The sequence below is a fragment of the Bhargavaea massiliensis genome (genome assembly GCF_050480245.1).
Classification (GTDB): Bacteria; Bacillota; Bacilli; order Bacillales; family Anoxybacillaceae; genus Anoxybacillus.
The window spans coordinates 1-20,128 of sequence record NZ_JBCNEQ010000020.1 but is presented as its reverse complement, the minus strand read 5'-3'; the positions used below and the strand labels follow the sequence as shown (position 1 = coordinate 20,128).

The following is a 20,128-nucleotide window of genomic DNA, read 5'->3' as shown; positions in this document are numbered from 1 at the left end:
ATGGAAAAAGAAAAGTTGCGTGAAGGATATACGACAGGGGCGTGTGCAACGGCTGCGACGAAAGCAGCGTTATGTGCACTCATTACTGGTGTAAAACAGACAGAAGCAACGATTATGCTGCCGATCGGGCGTGAGGTGACGTTTCCCATCGTTGCTTGTGAAATAGAGAAAGATCGAGCGAGCGCGACTGTGATTAAAGATGGGGGAGACGATCCTGACGTGACGCACGGTGCTTCCATTATTTCAACTGTAAGATGGGCGAAGGAAGGGATTCATATTGATGGGGGAGAAGGTGTCGGAAGAGCAACGAAACCGGGATTACCTATTCCCGTTGGCGAAGCAGCGATTAATCCGGTACCGCGACAAATGATGACGGAAGTTGCTATTGAGCTGCTTACACAATATCGTATTCATCAGGGAGTGCACATTGTCATTTCTGTTCCAAATGGAGAAGAAATTGCGAAAAAAACATTAAACGGCCGTCTTGGTATCGTTGGAGGCATTTCGATTTTAGGTACGCGTGGGATCGTCGTCCCATTTTCGACGTCTGCTTACCGAGCAAGCATTGTACGTGCGCTTGAAGTTGCGGTCGCTTGTGGCTGCGATCATGTTGTTGTCACCACGGGTGGAAGAAGTGAAACATATGCAATGAAACAATATCCTCATTTGAAAGAAGAAGCATTTATTGAAATGGGGGATTTTGTTGGATTTACATTAAAACAATGTAAGCGGCTCGGGATAAAAAAAGTGTCGCTCGTTGGGATGATGGGGAAGTTTTCAAAAGTTGCGCAAGGAGTAATGATGGTTCACTCAAAAAGTGCGCCTGTTGACTTTCAGTTTTTAGTAGACGTTGCGAAACAATCGGGTGCCCCGATCGATCTTGTTGAAGCAATTAAACAAGCAAACACAGCGTCGCAAGTTGGCGATATGATGTATGAAGCTGGACATTTGTCATTCTTTCATTTGTTATGTGACTATTGTTGCCAACATGCGTTGCGGGAAGTGAATGGCGGACTTCTTGTTGAGACGACGTTATATACGCTGAAAGGGCAATGTTTAGGAAAGGCGGTGCGAAGCGATGGAGCGAATGAAGTTAATCGGGATTGGTGCTGACGGAGCAGCATCCCTCCCTACGCTATATAAACAATGGATTGATGAAAGTGAACGGCTTGTTGGTGGGGAACGGCAATTATCTTTTTTTCCTTATTATCGAGGGGAAAAAATCGTTATTCGAAACAACTTAACGTCACTTTTAGCGACGTTAATAAGCGAACCGAAAAAAACAGTCATTTTAGCTTCAGGGGATCCGATGTTTTATGGAATCGGTAGTTATTTAGCAAAAAAAGTGCCGATTGAAGTATATCCTTCTGTAAGCTCGCTACAATGGGCGTTTGCGAAAATGGGAGAAAGTTGGCATGATGCATACATCGTTAGTTTGCACGGGCGTACGATGAAAGGGTTCGCGCAACGAATTGACGGAAAGGAAAAAGTGGCGGTTTTGACGGATGATACGAATGATCCACGAGCGATCGCTTCGTACTTATTGTCATACGGAATGACGGAATACGAAGCATTTGTTGGAGAAAATCTCGGAGGTGAAAACGAGCGCTGTCGTCTTTTGACGCTAGAAGAAATGAAAGATGCTTCTTTTGCTCCGTTAAATATCGTTATTTTACGACGTACAAACAAAGATCCAAGCTGGACGTTTGGAATTAATGATGAGGAGTTTTGGCAAAGGAAGCCAGAGAAAGGGCTTATTACGAAAAAAGAAGTGAGGGTATTAAGTTTGCAGGCGCTTCATCTTCATGAAAAAAGCGTTGTATGGGACATTGGCACATGTACAGGGTCGGTAGCTATTGAAGCGGCAAAAATTGCTCGTGAAGGAGCAGTATTTGCAATTGAGAAAAACGCCTATGATATCGAGATATGTCAGAAAAATATGAAAAAATTTCGCGTAGATTTTACACTCATTCACGGCCGCGCGCCAGAACATTTGGAGCAGTTTCCTGATCCAGATGCGATTTTTATTGGCGGCACATCAGGGAGTTTGCGTGACATTATTGCTGTTTGTTGTACGCGATTAAAAAAAGGTGGGCGCATCGTCATCAATGCGGTCACGGTCGAAACGTTATATGAAGCGATCGATGCATTACGAAGCTATGGATATACTGTTGATATTTTGCTCGCCCAATTTTCACGTAGCAAACCGATTTTACAATTGACGCGTTTTGATGCATTAAATCCAATATATATCATTTCAGCATGGAAGAGGGATACAGAATGATTGGTACGTTATACGGCATAGGAGTTGGTCCGGGGGACCCAGAACTACTAACAGTCAAAGCGTTTCGTAGATTGAAAGAGGCGCACGTCATTGCTTATCCAAAAAAGGCGAATGGCAGTAAAAGTTATGCGCAACAAATTATTGATGCGTACTTTTCTTCAGAGGAAAAACATATGCTTGGTCTTGTATTTCCGATGACGAAAAATGAAGATGTATTGCGCAAAAAGTGGGATGAAACGGCCGATGCTGTATGGGAGTATTTACGCGCAGGAAAACATGTTGCGTTTGTGACGGAAGGAGATCCGCTTTTATATAGCACATGGATTCATTTTATGCGCACGATGCAAATGAAATATCCAGACGTTTCGATTGAAATTGTACCTGGCATTTCATCAATGAATGGGGCGGCAGCACGTTTGCAGTTGCCACTAGCGGATGGGGATGAGACAGTTGCCATCGTCCCAGCACGAGATGATTATGATGCGATGAAAAAAGTGATTGAAACGCACGATTGCGTCATTTTTTTAAAAGTCGCAAAAGTGATGTCGCTGCTTCTTGCCATTTTAAGGGAGATGAATATAACAAACAAAGCAGCAGTTGTGACAAAAGTGACATCTCACGAAGAGGTCATATGGAATATTGAACAGTTGGAGCAAGTGTCATTACCTTATTTAACATTAATGGTGGTGAGAAAGTGAAAATATATATTGTCGGCGCTGGTCCGGGAGCGAGCGATTTAATTACAGTCAGAGGAATGAAGCTGTTGCAGCAAGCGGATGTCATTTTTTACACGGATTCGCTTGTTAACGATGGGTTGCTTACATATGCCAAAAAAGACGCGCGTATTTTTTGTACTTCGGGCATGCATTTAAAGCAAATCGTTTCACTTATGTGTGAAGAAGTGAAAAAAGGGAACATGGTCGTCCGTCTTCATACAGGAGACCCATCCGTTTATGGAGCAACGATGGAGCAAATTGTGCTGTTGAAAAAAGAAGGCATTGACGTTGACATCGTGCCGGGGGTTAGTTCTGTATTTGCTGCCGCCGCTGCGGCACAAGTAGAATTGACCGTACCGAATTTAACGCAAACGGTCATTTTAACGCGAGCAGAAGGAAGAACCCCAGTTCCTGAAAAAGAACAGCTCGCTTCGTTGGCGCAACATCATTGTACAATCGCTCTTTTTTTAAGCGCAACGTTAACGAAAAAAGTGACTGCAGCCCTTCTTGAAGCAGGGTGGAGTGAGCATACTCCTGTCGTTGTTGTGTATAAAGCAACGTGGCCAGACGAAAAAATTGTACGCACAACGGTTGGCATGCTTCATGAAGAGATGCAGCGCCATGGCATTCGCCAACACGCTCTTATTTTAGCGGGATGGGCACTTTCGAATGAACTAGATGCATCGTATCGCTCAAAATTATATGATGAAACATTTACGCACGGCTATCGCAAAGGGAGGGAGTAGAGATGTATGCGGTTGTAGCGATTACAAAGCATGGGGTAGAAATAGCGAGAAAACTGCACGAAAAACTTCCTGATGCGCACATTTATTATACGGATAAGTTTGCCAAAGGTGACGAAGAGCAAAAAGGTATTCGTTTATTTTCAGGGAACGTTCGCGTTCATTTAGCAACGTGGTTTGCGACGTATCGCGGGCTCATTCTTATTATTTCGCTCGGTGCCGTTGTACGCATGATTGCGCCGTTGTTAAAAGATAAAAAAACAGATCCAGCCGTTGTCGTGATTGATGATAAAGCGGAGCATGTCATTAGTGTGTTGTCCGGCCATTTAGGTGGGGCAAACGAATTAACGCGCCAAGTAGCGGCATTGCTGCATGCCCGTCCAGTCATTACGACAGCATCCGATGTGCAGCAAACGATTGCGGTTGACTTATTCGGTCACTCGTTCGGATGGGAATGGGAAAATGAAAACAATTTGACACCTGTGAGCGCCGCCGTTGTGAACGAGCAACACGTCGCGATTGTCCAAGAATCAGGGGAGCGGCATTGGTGGACATATGATGCACCGCTTCCAGCGAACATTCGTACATATGGGTCGATTGCGGAAGCGCTGAAAGCAAGGCCTGATGCAGCATTAGTTGTGACGCATCGGCTGCTCGAGAAAGAGGAACAAGCCATTTTACAACATGGAGTGTTGTATCGTCCGAAAGTGATTGTTATTGGCATCGGGTGCAATCGTGGGACAAGCGCACAAGAAATTGAACAAGTCATTTGCGATACGTTACAACAGCTTCGTTTTTCGCTAAAAAGCGTGAAAGCATTATGCACGATCGATTTAAAAAAAGATGAAGAAGGGTTGCTAGCCGTCGCAAACAAATATGGATGGCCGCTTATTTTTTATACGCCCGAACAATTAAACGCCGTTCCGATTGATGAACCGTCTGAAACAGTATTTCGCTATACTGGGGCATATGGTGTAAGCGAACCTGCAGCGAAGCGATATAGCGGACAAAATAAGCTTGTGTTAACGAAAAAAAAGAGTGGGAATGTGACGATTTCTGTTGCACTATGGGAGGGACAAGAGTGAGGAGAATTGTCGTTGCAGGAACGGGAAGCGGTGTCGGCAAGACGACGGTGACGCTCGGCTTAATGAGCGCATTTAAACAAAAAGGATATGTTGTGCAAGGTTTTAAGTGCGGGCCTGATTATATTGATCCGACGTATCATACAGCGGTAACAGGAAGACGTTCGCGCAACTTAGATAGTTGGATGGGGAACGAACAAATTGTGCGCCACGTATGTAGCCGTGGGAGCGAAGGAGCGCATTTGTCGATCATCGAAGGGGTGATGGGACTATTTGATGGGAAGCGAGCGACGGCAAATGAAGGTTCCACTGCAGAAATTAGCATCATCACGGAAAGCCCGGTGTTGTTAGTCGTTGATTGTTCAGGAATGGCGCGAAGTGCGGCGGCTGTCGTGCGCGGGTTTCAACGGTTTGATGAGCGCGTTCGCATCGTTGGAGTTATTGCGAATCGCGTTGGGAGCGAAGGGCATTTTCGCCTCGTCAAAGAAGCGATTGAACAACGATGCGGTATTCCTGTCGTTGGCTATTTGTTAAAAGAAAACGATTTGAAGATTCCAGAGCGTCATTTAGGGCTTGTTCCTTCTGTCGAGCGGGGAGAACTTCAGCCGTTTTTTAATGAGCTTGGCAAGCTAATAGAGAAAACGGTTGATTTGGATGCGATATGGGACTTAGCCGAGGCGAATGAGCTGACGAGCGCTCCATTTTTTCAGCCGAAGCAAACGTACGATGTGCGCATAGCTGTCGCGAGAGATGCTGCATTTCATTTTTATTACGAAGAAAATTTAGAAATGCTTCGGGCGTATGGGGCAACACTCGTTTATTTTTCTCCACTCGTCGGTGAATGCGTTCCGCACGATGTACACGGGTTATATATTGGAGGGGGATTTCCAGAGGAATTTGCAGCTGAACTTGCCCGTCATGAACAAGCGAAGCGTTCGATTGCCGAGGCGATTCACCGCGGTTTGCCGACGCTTGCGGAGTGCGGCGGATTTATGTATTTAACGGAAGGAATTATGACGACAACTGACGAACGATATTATGAGATGGTCGGCGTCATCCCAGGATACGTACGTATGCAGCAAAAGCTCGCTGCTCTCGGATATCGCGAAGTGACGGGACGAAAGGGGAACTTTTTGCTTGAATATGACAGAGCAAAAGGTCACGAATTTCATTACTCGACGTTTGTCCCACGCAAAGAAGAAAAGTTTGCATATGAAGTGAAAGGGTTGCGAGGATGTAAATTAGATGGCTATATGGATAAACGTCTTATTGCCGGCTACGTTCATTTTTATTTTCCATCAAATCCTTTGCTTGTTGAGCGATGGCTCAAGGCGTGTAGCGAGGTGAAAGACGATGCGTAAGGCGCTTCCAATTATGTTTCAAGGGACGCATTCAGATGCCGGAAAAAGCATCCTTGCCACTGCTTTTTGTCGCATCTTTGCACGAAAAGGATGGAAAACGGCTCCATTTAAATCACAAAATATGTCGCTTAATTCATATGTGACGGTTGACGGAAAAGAAATCGGGCGCGCGCAAGGGGTGCAGGCGGAAGCAGCAGGCGTGTTGGCGACGACGCATATGAATCCGATTTTAATTAAGCCAAGCCGTGATCAAGAAGCGCAAATTGTCGTACATGGAAAACCGTACGGAAATATGAAGGCGAGCGACTACCGAAGCGAGTTTTTTCATACTGGACTTCAGCTTATTCAACAATCGCTTGATATGTTGATGAAGCAATACGATCGGCTCGTCATCGAAGGAGCCGGAAGCCCCGCAGAGGTAAATTTAAATGATCGGGAGCTTGTGAATATGCGTGTAGCACGCATGGCGAATGCGCCGGTCGTGCTTGTTGGTGATATTGAACGCGGCGGAGTGTTTGCGAGTTTAGTCGGCACGTTGCAGCTATTAGAGGAACAAGATCGCCACCGCGTCATTGGTGTCATCATTAATAAATTTCGCGGCGACCTTTCACTTCTTCAACCGGGTCTGCGATGGTTTGAGCAATATACAGGCGTGCCGGTGCTCGGGGTTGTGCCGTATGTGCCTATGCGAATCGATGCTGAAGATTCGGTGACGCTTTCTCGTTATACGACAAAAAAAGACGATACGAAAGCGATCGATGTAGCGGTCATTCAATACCCACGTTTGTCAAATTTTACAGACATTGATCCGTTTTTTGCAGAGCCAGACTGTTCCGTGCGGTTTGTGTCGGATGCGTCGTCGTTAGGCGAGCCAGACATACTCATTTTGCCTGGAAGTAAAAATACGATTGAAGACGTTCGTTTTTTAAAAGAAACCGGTTTATTTTCTCACATTCGCCGTTTATATGAACGATCGGATGTGACAATAATCGGTGTTTGTGGCGGATATCAAATGCTTGGACAGTGTATAAAAGATCCGTTTCATGTTGAAACACCGCTCGATGACATCGATGGATTAAGTTTGTTGCCGATTGAGACGACACTCTCGTGTGAAAAAACGACAGTATTATGTGAAGGAACATTAGTGTACAAAAACGAAATGTTTTATGTAAAAGGTTATGAAATTCATATGGGACGTTCGATCGTAAAGCAAGGTGATCCACTTATTTTGTTAAAAGGAAAAACAGACGGGTGTAAAACAAAAGATGAACGCATCATTGGTACGTATATGCACGACATATTTCATAACGACGCGTTTCGTCATTATTTGCTAAATGATGTGCGAGGAAAAAAACAACTTTCACCGTTAATGGAGCGCCCACATTATCGGCAATTGCGAGCGCAAGCATTTGATGACTTAGCTGATTGTGTTGAAAAACATGTCGATGTGAAAGCGATTGAACGAAAAATGATCGAATTTCAAAAGGGGAGATATGGTGATGCATAAAGGAAAAGTGTACATTGTCGGGGCAGGCCCAGGGAATCCGAAGCTCATTACTGTTTATGGACGAGAATGTATTGAAAAGGCGGACGTTATTATTTACGATCGCCTCATTAGTCGCGAACTGTTGGCTTACGCGAAAGAAGGGACAGAATTTGTATATTGTGGAAAAGAACCGAAAAAGCATGGAAATATTCAACAACAAATTCACGAATGGCTTGTACAATATGCGTTGCAAGGAAAAACAGTCGTACGATTAAAAGGCGGCGATCCGTTTATGTTCGGTCGCGGTGGCGAAGAGGCAGAACATTTACGCGCACATGGCATTCCGTATGAAATTGTCCCCGGGGTGACAGCTGGTGTGGCCGCGCCAGCATATGCTGGCATTCCGGTGACGCATCGCAACTATGCGGGTGGGGTGACGTTCATCGCTGGACATCAAAGCGGAGAGCGCGATCGCATTCGTTGGGATGCATTAAGTCAAGCGACAGATACGATCGTATTTTATATGGGGATGGCAAATATCGCTTACATTTGCGAACAGCTGAAACGTCATGGAAAAGATGAGCATACGCCGGTGGCGGTCATTGAATGGGCAACGACAAATGAGCAACGAACGGTCGTAGGTACGTTACAAACGATTGTTGACATCGTACAAGAGAAAAGACTTTCTTCCCCTGCTATTATTGTCGTCGGGGATGTTGTGAAACTGCACGATCAGTTAAAGTGGATGGAAGAAACATGGTGATTGTTTATACAGGAGACGGGAAAGGAAAAACAACTGCCGCGGTCGGTCTTGCCGTTCGTGCGGCAGGTCATGGGAAAAAGGTGATCGTCATTCAATTTATTAAGTCGCCGCACCGTCCATATGGCGAAGCGAAAATATTACAGCAGCTCGGCATCGACGTGCATCAAACAGGTGTAGGATTTACATGGACGAAAACGCCAGCTGAGCATCGCGAAGCGTTACTAAAAGGGTGGTCGTTAGCGAAAGAACGTGTGCAATCGGGGATATACGATGTCGTCATTTTAGATGAGTTAAATGTGGCGTTAGCAATTACATCGTTTCCAATTGACGATGTTTTGCCAATACAAGATGTTGTGCATACGCTAATGAACAAGCCTGCGCATACGCACGTTGTCGTAACAGGAAGAGGTGCAAAAGAGGACATCATTCAACTTGCTGATTTAGTGACGGAAATGAAAGAAGTGAAACATTATTACCATGAAGGCGTTCATGCGATCAAAGGGATTGATTTGTGAAAAAGCTGACTAAAGTCAGCTTTTTCACAACACATTAAAGTATCTCGCTTCCGGATGGGCGAAGACGATCGCTGAAACGGATGCTTCTGGTTCCATCATATAGCCTTCCGTTAAATGAATGCCGATTTCTTCTGGGCGTAAAAGGCGGAATAGTTTCTCTTGGTCTTCGAGATTTGGACAAGCAGGATAGCCGAAAGAAAAACGTTGTCCTTGGTATTTTGCTGCAAACCGTTCTTCCATCGTAAAATCAGGCGAATCAGGAAAGCCCCAACGGTCGCGCATAATTTGATGAACGCGCTCTGCTAATCCTTCCGCTAGTTCAAGCGCTAACGCTTGAATCGCATGGCTCTTTAAAAACTGCCCTTCTTCTTTGAAACGTAATGCTAAATCGCGTACACCTGCTCCAGCGGTGACAGCAAATAGCCCGACGTAGTCGATTTGTTCATTAGAAAGATAGTCTGCTAAACATAAATACGGTGCTTTCGTTTGCCTTGGAAACGTAAACGTTTCAATGACCGTTTGTTGATCGCGCGGGTCGTAAATGATGACCGTATTGCCGTCGCTTTTCGCTGGGAAAAATTGATATACCGCTTTTGGTGCAAGTGACGTTGTTTGTTTTGCTTCAGCGAGCAGTTCATCGATCAACTCTTTTAACATGATCGCTTTTTCGTTTCCTTCCGCCAATAGCTTTTTTACATTTCCTTTTAAACCGAGATGGTGGCCAAGAAGCATTTGCCAATTGACGTACGGTTCAATATACGAAAGCGGAATGTGTTGCAATATATGTCGCTCTGTATCGGTCGGAACATAAACGGGCGCCGGCTTCACGTTCGATTTTGTCATGACGGCGACGGCGCTTTGTCGTTCCGTTACACGTTCAATTTTTTCTTTTTTCTCATAGGCGATGTCTTGTTGGACGATGCGATTCGCAAGCGTAAGTCCTTCCATCGCGTCTTTGGCGTATAAGACGATGCCGTCATATTCGGGGGCAATTTTCGTATCAGTAAACTTGCGCGATAGAGCCGCGCCACCAACTAAAATCGGTAACGAAATGCCGGCTTGTTTTAAGTCTTGCGCGGTAAGCACCATTTGTTGTGCCGATTTCACAAGCAGCCCCGACAAGCCAATCATATCTGGCTGTTCGTGACGCACCGCTTCGATCAGTTGTTGTGGCGTCACTTTAATGCCTAAGTCAACGACGCGGAACCCGTTGTTGCTTAAAATGATGTCGACTAAATTTTTGCCGATGTCGTGCACATCGCCTTTGACGGTCGCAAGCAGCACCGTTCCTTTCGTGCTCGTTTCATTTTTCTCCATATACGGCTCTAAAAAGGCGACCGCTGCTTTCATCACCTCCGCGCTTTGCAGTACTTCCGCAACGATGAGCTGGTTATCATTAAACAAGCGACCGACTTCATCCATCCCTTTCATCAACGGACCGTTAATAATGTCAAGCGGACTGTACGTTTGTAAAGCGAGCGTCAAATCTTCGATCAGTCCGTCTTTCGTTCCTTCGATGACGTATGTGGCGAGCCGTTCTTCTAACGTCATATGGACGTTTGCTTGTTTCGGCTGTTTCGTTTTATCGCGATAAAATTGAATAAACGCGTTTAACGTTTCATCGTTTGTGTCGAATAACAATGCCTCGGCTAAGCGTACTTCTTCTTCTGGAATGGAAGCGAATCGCTCTAATTTTTCCGTATTGACGATCGCATAATCGAGCCCGGCTTGTGTGCAATGGTATAAAAAGACGGAGTTTAACACTTCGCGTCCGACAGGTGGCAAACCGAAGGACACGTTACTAATGCCGAGTATCGTTAAACAGTTTGGTAAATGTTGTTTAATGAGACGAATGCCTTCGATCGTCTCTTTTGCTGCGCCAATATATTGTTCGTCTCCTGTGCCGATCGGAAAAACGAGCGGATCGAAAATAATGTCGTGCGGTGAAACACCGTATTTGTTGACGAGTAAATCGTATGAACGAAGGGCGATGTCCAGCTTTCGTTTCGCATCAATCGCCATCCCTTGTTCGTCAATCGTGCCGACGACGACCGCTGCCCCGTATTGATGAAGGAGCGGAACAATTTTTTCAAACCGCTCTTCTCCGTCTTCTAAATTAATGGAGTTAATGATCGCTTTTCCTTGTGAATACGACAATGCGCAGGCGATGACGTCTTCATCGGTCGAGTCGATAACAAGCGGCACTTTTACTTTTTTCACGACTTGTTGAATAAATTGCTCCATATCTTCTTTTTCATCGCGGTCAGGGTCCGCTAAACAAATGTCGATGACGTGCGCCCCGTTTTTGACTTGAGCGCGAGCAATTTCTGCCGCTTCTTCATATTTTCCTTCCGCAATGAGCCGTTTAAACTTGCGCGAACCGATGACGTTTGTTCGTTCTCCGACAAAAAGCGGGCGCATCGTTTCGTCGTAAATGAGCGCATCAATGCCAGAGACGGCGTGCATTGCAAACTGCTTCGGAATCGTACGCGGTGGAATGTCGCGAACGGCTTCGGCGATCGCGCGAATATGTTCTGGCGTCGTGCCGCAACATCCGCCGACGATATTTAACCATCCTTTTTCGGCAAATTGGCGAATTTTTTTCGCGAGCATTTCCGGTGTTTCGTGATAACGCCCTTCTTCGTCTGGAAGACCTGCGTTCGGATAACAGCTGACAGCCGTGTTCGCTATTGAAGCGAGTGAGCGCAAATGATCGGTCATAAATTCAGGACCTGTTGCGCAGTTTAAGCCGACCGCCAATGGTTTCATATGTTGAATAGAAATAAAAAACGATTCGATCGTTTGACCCGCAAGCGTCGTTCCCATCGGTTCAATCGTTCCAGAAATCATAAGCGGCACTTGTTTTCCGACCGCTTTAAACGCTTCTGTTATGCCGATAAAAGCTGCTTTGACGTTTAACGTATCTTGGCACGTTTCTAACAACAACAAATCGACGCCGCCAAGCAATAAACCGCGCGCTTGTTCTTCATAGGAAGAAACGAGTTCAGCGAACGTTGCTCCGCCTGTGACAGACAACGTTTTTGTCGTCGGGCCCATCGAGCCAGCTACGAAGCGAGGCCAATCGTTCGTTGTATATTTTTCTGCCACTTGTTTGGCGAGTTTAGCGGCTTCGATATTTAATTCAAGCGCCAAATGGCCGAGGTTGTATTCGTCTAAGACGATGCGTGTCGCACCAAACGTATTTGTTTCGACGATGTCCGCACCTGCCGCAAAATAAGCTTCATGAATACGCGAAATGACGTGCGGGGCAGTGAGCGTTAAATATTCGTTACATCCTTCAAACGCTTCACCGCCAAAATCGTCCGCTGTTAAGTTGGCCGCTTGGATCATCGTTCCCATCGCACCGTCAATAATTAAAATTTTCTTTTCGAGCTGTTCAAATAAACTAGCCATGGTAAACCGTCCTTTCTTTTGCGAGCCGCTCTTTTTCATGAATGTAGCGAACGAGTTCGACCGTCATGTCGTAGCGTAAAAATGGTGTAATTAAATAGATGCCATGGAATAAATCGAATGCTGCATCGATGAGCGATTTGGCGATTGCCAATCCTTCTTTTGTTGCTTGAATCGGGTCGTTGGCACAAGCGGCCATGCGAGCGCGAATGTCATCAGACAATGTAATGCCCGGCACTTCATGGTGTAAAAAGTCGGCGTTGCGCGCGCTTGTCAAAGGCATAATGCCGATGTAAATCGGTGTTGATAAATGCTTTGTCGCTTCATAGACGTCTTCAATTTGTTTTTCGCTATAAAGCGGCTGTGTTAAAAAGTAGTGCGCCCCGCATTCGATTTTTTTCTCTAGCCGCTTGACCGCTTTATCTAGATGGCGTACGTTCGGGTTAAAGGCAGCGGCGATCGAAAAATTCGTTTTTTGTCCGAGTGGTTTGCCCGAATACGAAAGCCCTTCGTTAAATTGCCGAATTAACGAAATAAGGTCAAATGACGATAAATCGTATACGGACGTTGCCCCCGGAAAGTCGCCGACTTTCGATGGATCGCCGGTTAAAGCGAGCACATCGGTCATGCCGAGCGTATAAAGCCCCATTAAGTGCGACTGCAAGCCGATCAAATTGCGGTCACGGCATGTAATATGAATAAGCGGGCGCATGTTCAGTTGTTGTTTCACGATCGTTCCGACAGCGACGTTGCTAATGCGAGGTGTTGCAAGCGAGTTGTCGGCAAGCGTTAACGCATCAATGTGTGCTTCTTTTAATGCTTTTGCGCCTTCTAAAAATTTTGTTAAGCCGAGTTTTTTTGGCGGATCGAGCTCGACGATAATCGACCGTCGCGTGCGTGCGATGTCGGCGAGGGAAGGCTCTTTCGTTTGTTCTGCTTCTTGAACGATGATCGTATGTCGTTGTTTTACTTCTTTTTTATATACAGGTGTGCGATCGGAAAGAGCGCGGGCGATTGCAGCAATATGTTTTGGCGTCGTGCCGCAACAGCCTCCGATGAGCCGAACTCCTTGCTCGCGAAAGGCACGCGCCGTTTCTTCAAAATATTGTTCGCTCGTTTCGTAAATGAAGCGGCCGTCGCGATATTGCGGCAAGCTTGCGTTTGGATATACCGATAAAAAAGCGCGTGTCGGAATCGGCACTTCTTCAAGCGAGCGCAACATATGATATGGGCCGAGATGACAATTTAAGCCGACGACATCGGCGCCAAGTTGTTCTAATTGATAAAGCGCTTCAGCAAGCGGCGTGCCATGTTGCAAGACGCCAATGTCATGAAGCGTGACGTGGGCGATGATCGGCAACGTCGTTTCTTTACGAGCGATGGAAAGAACAGTTTGTAATTCTTCGAAATCGTAATACGTTTCAAGTAAAAGTCCGTCAACATTTTCGTTTAACAACACATACAGCTGTTCACGGAACGTCCGTTTCACTTCTTCAAGCGAAATCGTGCTTTTGTTTGTGCTGCGCAATCCTCCGATCGTACCGAGCACGTAGGCGCGTCCTTTTGAGGCTTGTTTGGCAAGTTGGACAGCCGCTTTATTGATTTCTTTCACATCGTCTTGCAAGCCGTAGCGAGCAAGTTTTACATAGTTGGCGCCATATGTGTTCGTTTGGATCACTTCAGCTCCTGCTTCGATATACGCTTCATGAATATGAACGATTTCTTCCGGTTTTGTTATGTTTAATTCTTCAAAGCAACGATCGATGCCGTGCGCATATAATAATGTCCCCATCGCTCCATCGGCGATGACGATGCGATGTTTTAAATCGTCTAACAGTCCCACGTCCATTCCTCCGTTTCTTTTTCAAACTAAAAAAGTCTTCTCCATAAGAAGAAGACGTTGTGCGCTCCTTCTTATCTTCCAAGCGAATCGCTTGTCTGGACTTAGCACCTTGACGATCGTCAGGTTGCTGAAGGTTCATCGGGCCAGTCCCTCCCCTTCTCTCGATAAGACGTTATATGAAGTTACTCATAAATGTAACTGATTTTTTAGAAATATTCAACTATTTTATTTAAAAATAAAAAAGAAGGCGTATTACCTTCTTTAGCGATAGTTGACGAATTGGACGTCGATTGGCAAGTCTGCTTCGCGAATGGCGGCGATGACTTTTTGCAGGTCGTCTTTACTTTTGCCGCTGACGCGAATTTGATCTTCTTGAATTTGACTTTTTACTTTTAAGCCTGTATTTTTAATGATTGTGTTAATTTTTTTCGCATTTTCTTTGTCGATGCCTTGGACGAGTTTTGCACGTTGGCGCACCGTTCCGCCAGAAGCAGGTTCGATTTTTCCGTACTGAATGTTTTTCGTTGGTACGCCTCGTTTAATAAGCTTGCCGATGAGCACATCTTTGAGTTGTTCGAGCTTAAATTCATCGTCAGAAATTAAAATGAGTTCATCTTTTTCAAGCGAAATGTCGCTTTTGCTCCCTTTAAAATCATAGCGGTTTTGAATTTCTTTTAACGCGATGTTGACGGCGTTTGTTACTTCCGACAAGTCGACTTTTGACACAATATCAAATGAACTTTCTTTTGACATCATTATCACCTCAACATGAATTCGTTGTGTTTCCATTATAGTCGATTGTTGGCATATGAACAACTTTACAAAATATTTATATTAAAAAGTAAACAAACTGTCGAATGTTGTCGATATAATAAATGAAGTGAGATTTAATCGAATAGTAAGGAGATGAGGAAATTTTATGAAAAAAGTATTTTCACTCATCGTGGCAATCGTTTTGCTCGTTGCCGCAGGGTGTTCACAAACGAGTTCCTTTCAACCGAAAGAGCGTGTAAAAATTGGCATTATGTTATCAGACGTTGGACTTGGCGATCAATCATTTAGCGACTCCGCGTTTAAAGGATTGATGAAGGCGCGTGATGAACTTGGCGTCTTTTTTGATTATCGCGAGTTAAAAGAAACGGGAACGTATGAAAAAGGGTTAACGGAACTTGTTGAAGCTGGAAACGATCTCGTCATCGGACTTGGGTTTATGGTGCAACAAGATTTAGAAAAAGTCGCGAAAAAATATCCGAAACAACAATTTATATTAATTGATGCGGTGTCTGATTTACCAAACATCACTTCGATTACGTTTAAAGAAGATGAAGGAAGCTTTTTAGCGGGCGTCGTCGCTGGCATGTTGACGAAAACGAACAACGTTGGCTTTGTTGGCGGAGCGGATGTGCCGTTAATTCGCAAGTTTGCGAATGGCTTTATTCAAGGGGTAAAAGCGGTGAAACCAGAAGTAAACGTGCAAGAAGTGTATGCCGGCAATTTCGGTGATGACAAACTTGGGGCACAAATCGCCAAACAAATGATTGCCAATGGGGCAGATGTGTTGTATGCAGCAGCAGGGTTTACAGGCGTTGGGGTGTTACGCGAGGCGGAGATGAACAAAAAGTACGCGATCGGTGTTGATAGTGACCAATATTTTTATGCGGAAAAAGCGGTTGTCACATCGATGTTAAAAAATGTAGATGTGGCATTATATACGGTCATTAAACAGTATGTTGAAAAGAAAGAAGTGCCGAAAGGAACGGTTGAACTTGGCTTAAAAGAAAACGGCGTCGATTTAGCACCGATTCGTGTCGTGACGCTCAGTCCAGAACAACAAGCGACGCTTGAAAAATGGAAAGAAAAGGCGACAAGCGGCATAGCACAATAAAGGAGGGATACGATGTCGATTAAACAACGATTATTATTTCATTCATTAGCAACGCCAATCATTGCCGGCGCCATTATCGTGTTTATTATTATGAACATGCTTTCGATTCAATCGTCCAATCGGGATTTCGTGCCGCTTATGATGAAGGCGCAACATCTACAAGCAGAGCTGAAAGCGACGAAGCAAAGTTTAAGCAACTATGCTTATAGCCCGACAGAAGGAAACAAACAAGAAGTGCTCGTTCATCTCGAAGAATCCGAAAAGTTACTTCACGTATTAAATAAAGGGCTGACACAATCGTACGTTCGCCCTGCGCTTGAACAAGCCAATAAAAAATTTGCCGCGCTAGCAAAAGAATCAAAAGTAGCGCTTGACGAACGGAATGTCGCAGAAATTCGCCGCCAGTCGATGCGAGCAGAAGGGGTATTAAACGATATATACGTCGTAAACACATATGTCGCTGAATATTATGCGTATATGCAACAAACGTTACAAAAACAAATTGAGCGCGTCATTACGATTTCGCTTGTTGGGATTGCTGTTTTGTTATTGTTTGCGGGATTTAGCGGATTCCGACTAACGAAAAAAATTACAACTCCTCTTCGTCATATTGCACAAAATGCGAAACAAATTGCAAGCGGCGATTTGCGTATTGAACGTGTTCAATATGACGGAAAAGATGAGCTTGCTGATTTAAATGCGGCATTTACAACGATGGCTGATCAGCTCAATAGCTTGCTTCAGTCGATCGATACGGTAAGCAAGCAAGTCGAGTCGTTTGCAAAAGAAATTGATGAAGAAACAAAAACGTTAACAGAAATTAATAATCAAGTGGCTGTATCAACAAATGAATTGTCGGCTGGAGCGCAAAGCATTTCCGAAGATTTACAACATGCAGTACAGCTCATTGAACGAATGGAACACACTGTACAAGAGAACGTAGGGCGTACCGAACAAACGGCTCGTTATAGCGATGAAGCGGTCGAAGCGATTGAGCACGGTCAAGCGGTGTTGGCGGAACAAAAAGCGTTTATTGATGAAAATGCACAAGCGACTGCCTCCATTGAACAATCGACTGAACAGTTTGCGACGTATGCAAGAAAAATTGAAGATATGGCAAAAGCAGTATCCGACATTGCGACGCAGACGAACTTATTGGCGCTAAATGCGGCGATTGAAGCGGCGCGAGCAGGGGAAGCAGGCAAAGGATTTGCAGTCGTCGCCGAAGAAGTGCGCAAGCTTGCGGAAGAATCATCAAAAGCGACAAGCCAAATTTTTGAGATGGTTCACCTCATTCAATCGGGGTTAACGAACGTCACCGAAGCGGTTCGCCGCGCGGTAGATATTGCTGAGGCGCAAACAAAAGCAATTGAAACAACGACAGAGGCGTTTAGTGCCATTGAGAAAAAAGTACACCATATTACGACCGATATTCAAGCGCTTGTCATCGGCATGAATGAATCGAAAGAGCTTGGCAAAAACGTCTTGCAAAATGTTGAAAGCATTAGTGCGGTCGTTGAACAGTCGGCAGCAGGCAGAGAAGAAATTGCCGCGTCGATGGTGGAGCAGTTAGAAGCATTCAAAAAAATGAGCGAAAAAGTGACGACGTTGCGTCAACTTACCGATGATTTACAACGGACGATGGCAAAGTTTCAAATGAAATAGAAAAAGATGCTCCGCGCGAGCATCTTTTTCTTTACAAATGATTCGTTTCTTTCGAGTAGGCGCGTTTGCCAGCTTGGCGGTTTTTTTCGCGCTCCATATTTTTTTCGTGTCGTTTCGCGTTATTGTCTTTTGCTTTTTTGTCATTATCGCTCGTCATCGTTTCGCCCCCTTTGAGAGGTAGTGTAATCATTGCTCGAGTTGCTTATTCAAGAAAAAGAGGGCGATCGTGCCTGGGCCAGCATGCGCTCCGATGGTGCAGCCAATTTCAGAAATGAAAAATTGTTTGCAACCGAACGTTTCTTCAATCATCGCTCTGAGTTCAAGCGCCGTTTGTTCATCGTCGCCGTGGCTAATGCCGATCAGTTGATTTTGAACGTCTGCCCCGCGCTCTTGCATGAGCTCGATCATGCGTTTAAGTACTTTTTTCCGTCCGCGCACTTTTTCAATCGGAATTAATTTTCCGTCCTCGACGTGAAGAAGCGGTTTAATGTTTAATACTCCGCCAACAAACGCCGCCGTTTTGCTGACGCGGCCACCGCGTGCTAAATATTGCAAGTCATCGACGGTAAAAATATGTTCCATGTGGCGACAATACGTTTCAATGGTTGTAACGACATCTTCATACGCCATGCCGCTTTCCGCTAGCTCGACTGCTTTTTTCACGACAAGTCCAAGACCGAGCGATGCGCATTTTGAGTCGATGACTGTCAATTTTGCATGGGGGTATTGTTCAAGCACAGCGTTTCTCATCATAACAGCCGTTTGATACGTGCCGGATAAAGCAGAAGAAAAAGCAATATAAATGGCAGGAATATTTTCTTTTGCAAATGTCGTAAATAGTTCTTCCATTTGTGAAGGTTTCGCTTGCGATGTTTTCGGCACATCTCCGTTGCGCATCGCGTCGTACACTTGCTTAGGCTGAATCGTCAGCTGGTCGTCGTAGTCGCGGTCGTTTATATGAACGACTAATGGGAAAAAAGCAATTTGTTTTTCTTGTATAAAAGAAAGTGGCAAATCGCACCCGCTATCCGCTATAATTTTAATATTCACTTCCATCACCCCTGTGTATGTACTTACTTTTAAGTGTAGCGATTATCATGAAAAAAAACAATTTTATCGCTTTATTAGGAGGATGCTTTGTGAATGTCAAAAAATTATTTGTCGTTGCCATTGGCGGACTGTTGAACGCCATCGGCATGAATTTATTTTTAATTCCAGCGAACGTATATACGAGCGGATTTGCTGGCGCTGCGCAGCTCATTTCAAAAGTTGTTGGCGACTATACGCCTTATGCTATTTCGACAGGTTTGTTGCTCTTTTTATTTAACATTCCTGTGGCCATTTTAGGATGGAAAAAAGTAGGGAAGTCGTTTACGTTTTATAGCTTTTTAAGCGTCGTATTTATGTCTTTATTTCTTGAACTCATTCCCGTTCGTCCGCTTTCTGAAGATATTTTATTAAATGCGGTATTCGGCGGGGTCATTGCGGCAGCTGGAACGGGCTGGACGTTAAAATGGGGGGCGTCAACAGGCGGATTAGATATTATTGCGCTCGTATTGTCGCGTGTAAACGATCGTTCGGTCGGCACGTACATTTTTGCGTTAAACTCGATTATTATTTTAACAGCTGGATATGTGTACGGATGGGAAAAAGCGTTATATACGCTCGTGACGTTGTATGTGACAACGCGTGTCATTGATGCAATTCATACGCGCCATCAAAAATTGACAGCGCTCATTATTACGACAAAAGGAGAAGAGATGAAGCAAGCGATCAAGTCACAAATGATTCGTGGCATTACCGTCATTCCGGCGAAAGGAGCATTTTTAAACGAAGATAAAGATATGCTTATGATCGTTATTACACGTTATGAGTTGTTTGATTTAAAACGAATTATTAAAGAAGTCGATCCAAAGGCGTTTACAAATATTATGCAAACGACAGAAGTTGTCGGGTTTTTCCGAAAAGATTAAAGCTGCGCGTGACGCGCAGCTTTTTACAATGTATCGAGCTCATCTTGCAAATTGTGCAACTGTCTTCGCTCCGCATCGTTCGCATTCGCAAAAGCGGATGAGAGCGCATTTTTCGCTACAGCGATGGCGCGTTCTGTTTTTTCCTCTTTTGCTTTAGCGACAGCTTTTTTCGCTTGTTGAAATAACGGATTGCCCATATTAAAATCCCCCAAGGTTTGTATGATCCGCTTTTTCTGCTTTGCGTTGTTCCGCTTCTTCGTATGTCATATGATACGGAATGCGTTCATCATGTTTATATACCGCATCGGCGCCCTGTTGAATGAAGCGCTTTGATTTATTTCGTTTGCCCACATGACATTCCCCCTTGTTTGCCGCTTGTGACTCATATTTCGCACCTTGGT

General features: G+C 44.8%; 19 protein-coding genes and 1 riboswitch. Of the genes, 12 read left to right on the top strand and 7 right to left on the bottom strand.

Going from position 1 to position 20,128, the window contains the following annotated elements:
- The 9 genes from ABEV15_RS05820 to cobO are packed head-to-tail and all read left to right on the top strand — an operon-like array spanning position 1 to position 8,950.
- Positions 1-1,113 carry a cobalt-precorrin-5B (C(1))-methyltransferase gene (locus ABEV15_RS05820; protein ID WP_498852631.1) on the top strand — a complete coding sequence of 371 codons (1,113 nt, stop codon included), beginning with the start codon at positions 1-3 and terminating at the stop codon, positions 1,111-1,113.
- On the top strand, positions 1,079-2,284 hold the full coding sequence (gene cbiE, locus ABEV15_RS05815) for a precorrin-6y C5,15-methyltransferase (decarboxylating) subunit CbiE (RefSeq protein WP_498852630.1): 1,206 nt from the start codon (positions 1,079-1,081) through the stop codon (positions 2,282-2,284). Before ABEV15_RS05820 ends, cbiE begins: the two co-directional genes overlap by 35 nt.
- A complete protein-coding gene (cobI, locus tag ABEV15_RS05810) occupies positions 2,281-2,982 on the top strand; it encodes a precorrin-2 C(20)-methyltransferase (protein WP_498852629.1) in 702 nt (233 codons plus the stop codon). Before cbiE ends, cobI begins: the two co-directional genes overlap by 4 nt.
- On the top strand, positions 2,979-3,746 hold the full coding sequence (gene cobM / locus ABEV15_RS05805; protein WP_498852628.1) for a precorrin-4 C(11)-methyltransferase: 768 nt from the start codon (positions 2,979-2,981) through the stop codon (positions 3,744-3,746). The genes cobI and cobM overlap by 4 nt, the downstream gene beginning before the upstream one ends.
- Before the next feature lie 2 nt (positions 3,747-3,748).
- Positions 3,749-4,828, top strand: coding sequence for a cobalt-precorrin 5A hydrolase (locus ABEV15_RS05800; RefSeq protein WP_498852627.1), 1,080 nt, complete (start codon positions 3,749-3,751; stop codon positions 4,826-4,828).
- Positions 4,810-6,186, top strand: a complete 1,377-nt coding sequence (locus tag ABEV15_RS05795; RefSeq protein WP_498852626.1) for a cobyrinic acid a,c-diamide synthase CobB — start codon at positions 4,810-4,812, stop codon at positions 6,184-6,186. Before ABEV15_RS05800 ends, ABEV15_RS05795 begins: the two co-directional genes overlap by 19 nt.
- The gene (locus tag ABEV15_RS05790; protein WP_498852625.1) at positions 6,179-7,693 is read left to right on the top strand and encodes a cobyric acid synthase; all 1,515 of its coding nucleotides are present in this window, start codon (positions 6,179-6,181) and stop codon (positions 7,691-7,693) included. Before ABEV15_RS05795 ends, ABEV15_RS05790 begins: the two co-directional genes overlap by 8 nt.
- Entirely contained in the window at positions 7,686-8,435 is a 750-nt protein-coding gene (cobA, locus tag ABEV15_RS05785; RefSeq protein ID WP_498852624.1) for a uroporphyrinogen-III C-methyltransferase, read from the top strand. The genes ABEV15_RS05790 and cobA overlap by 8 nt, the downstream gene beginning before the upstream one ends.
- Positions 8,429-8,950 carry a cob(I)yrinic acid a,c-diamide adenosyltransferase gene (cobO, locus tag ABEV15_RS05780; protein ID WP_498852623.1) on the top strand — a complete coding sequence of 174 codons (522 nt, stop codon included), beginning with the start codon at positions 8,429-8,431 and terminating at the stop codon, positions 8,948-8,950. The genes cobA and cobO overlap by 7 nt, the downstream gene beginning before the upstream one ends.
- Positions 8,951-8,974: 24 nt before the next feature.
- Here the strand turns inward: cobO and metH are convergent, their stop codons facing one another.
- From metH to ABEV15_RS05765, 3 genes are all read right to left on the bottom strand, one after another.
- Complete coding sequence (metH, locus tag ABEV15_RS05775; protein WP_498852622.1) at positions 8,975-12,364, bottom strand: methionine synthase; 3,390 nt, start codon at positions 12,362-12,364, stop codon at positions 8,975-8,977.
- A complete protein-coding gene (locus tag ABEV15_RS05770; protein ID WP_498852621.1) occupies positions 12,357-14,204 on the bottom strand; it encodes a bifunctional homocysteine S-methyltransferase/methylenetetrahydrofolate reductase in 1,848 nt (615 codons plus the stop codon). The genes metH and ABEV15_RS05770 overlap by 8 nt, the downstream gene beginning before the upstream one ends.
- Before the next feature lie 68 nt (positions 14,205-14,272).
- A riboswitch (SAM riboswitch) is annotated at positions 14,273-14,375 on the bottom strand.
- Positions 14,376-14,465: 90 nt separating this feature from the next.
- Positions 14,466-14,957, bottom strand: coding sequence for a YajQ family cyclic di-GMP-binding protein (locus tag ABEV15_RS05765; RefSeq protein WP_498852620.1), 492 nt, complete (start codon positions 14,955-14,957; stop codon positions 14,466-14,468).
- Positions 14,958-15,123: 166 nt separating this feature from the next.
- Here ABEV15_RS05765 and ABEV15_RS05760 point away from each other — a divergent pair, with 166 nt between their 5' ends.
- Together ABEV15_RS05760 and ABEV15_RS05755 are read left to right on the top strand one after the other, a co-directional pair.
- Positions 15,124-16,089: a BMP family lipoprotein gene (locus ABEV15_RS05760; protein WP_498852619.1), complete on the top strand. Its 966-nt coding sequence runs from the start codon at positions 15,124-15,126 to the stop codon at positions 16,087-16,089.
- Positions 16,090-16,101: 12 nt separating this feature from the next.
- Positions 16,102-17,754: a methyl-accepting chemotaxis protein gene (locus tag ABEV15_RS05755; RefSeq protein WP_498852618.1), complete on the top strand. Its 1,653-nt coding sequence runs from the start codon at positions 16,102-16,104 to the stop codon at positions 17,752-17,754.
- A 31-nt stretch (positions 17,755-17,785) separates the two neighbouring features.
- Here ABEV15_RS05755 and ABEV15_RS05750 read toward each other — a convergent pair whose 3' ends face one another.
- Complete coding sequence (locus ABEV15_RS05750; RefSeq protein ID WP_003395443.1) at positions 17,786-17,911, bottom strand: DUF3941 domain-containing protein; 126 nt, start codon at positions 17,909-17,911, stop codon at positions 17,786-17,788.
- 29 nt (positions 17,912-17,940) lie between these two features.
- On the bottom strand, positions 17,941-18,804 hold the full coding sequence (locus ABEV15_RS05745; RefSeq protein WP_498852617.1) for a DegV family protein: 864 nt from the start codon (positions 18,802-18,804) through the stop codon (positions 17,941-17,943).
- An 89-nt stretch (positions 18,805-18,893) separates the two neighbouring features.
- Between ABEV15_RS05745 and ABEV15_RS05740 the strand changes: the two genes are divergently transcribed.
- Entirely contained in the window at positions 18,894-19,727 is an 834-nt protein-coding gene (locus ABEV15_RS05740) for a YitT family protein (RefSeq protein ID WP_498852616.1), read from the top strand.
- A 23-nt stretch (positions 19,728-19,750) separates the two neighbouring features.
- On the opposite strand, the gene ABEV15_RS05735 is transcribed toward ABEV15_RS05740, so the two are convergent.
- Both ABEV15_RS05735 and ABEV15_RS05730 read right to left on the bottom strand, forming a co-directional pair.
- Positions 19,751-19,924, bottom strand: a complete 174-nt coding sequence (locus ABEV15_RS05735) for a DUF3813 domain-containing protein (protein ID WP_498852615.1) — start codon at positions 19,922-19,924, stop codon at positions 19,751-19,753.
- A 1-nt stretch (position 19,925) separates the two neighbouring features.
- Positions 19,926-20,128, bottom strand: a 203-nt coding sequence (locus ABEV15_RS05730) for a hypothetical protein (RefSeq protein WP_498852654.1), incomplete at its 5' end; no start/stop codon positions are given.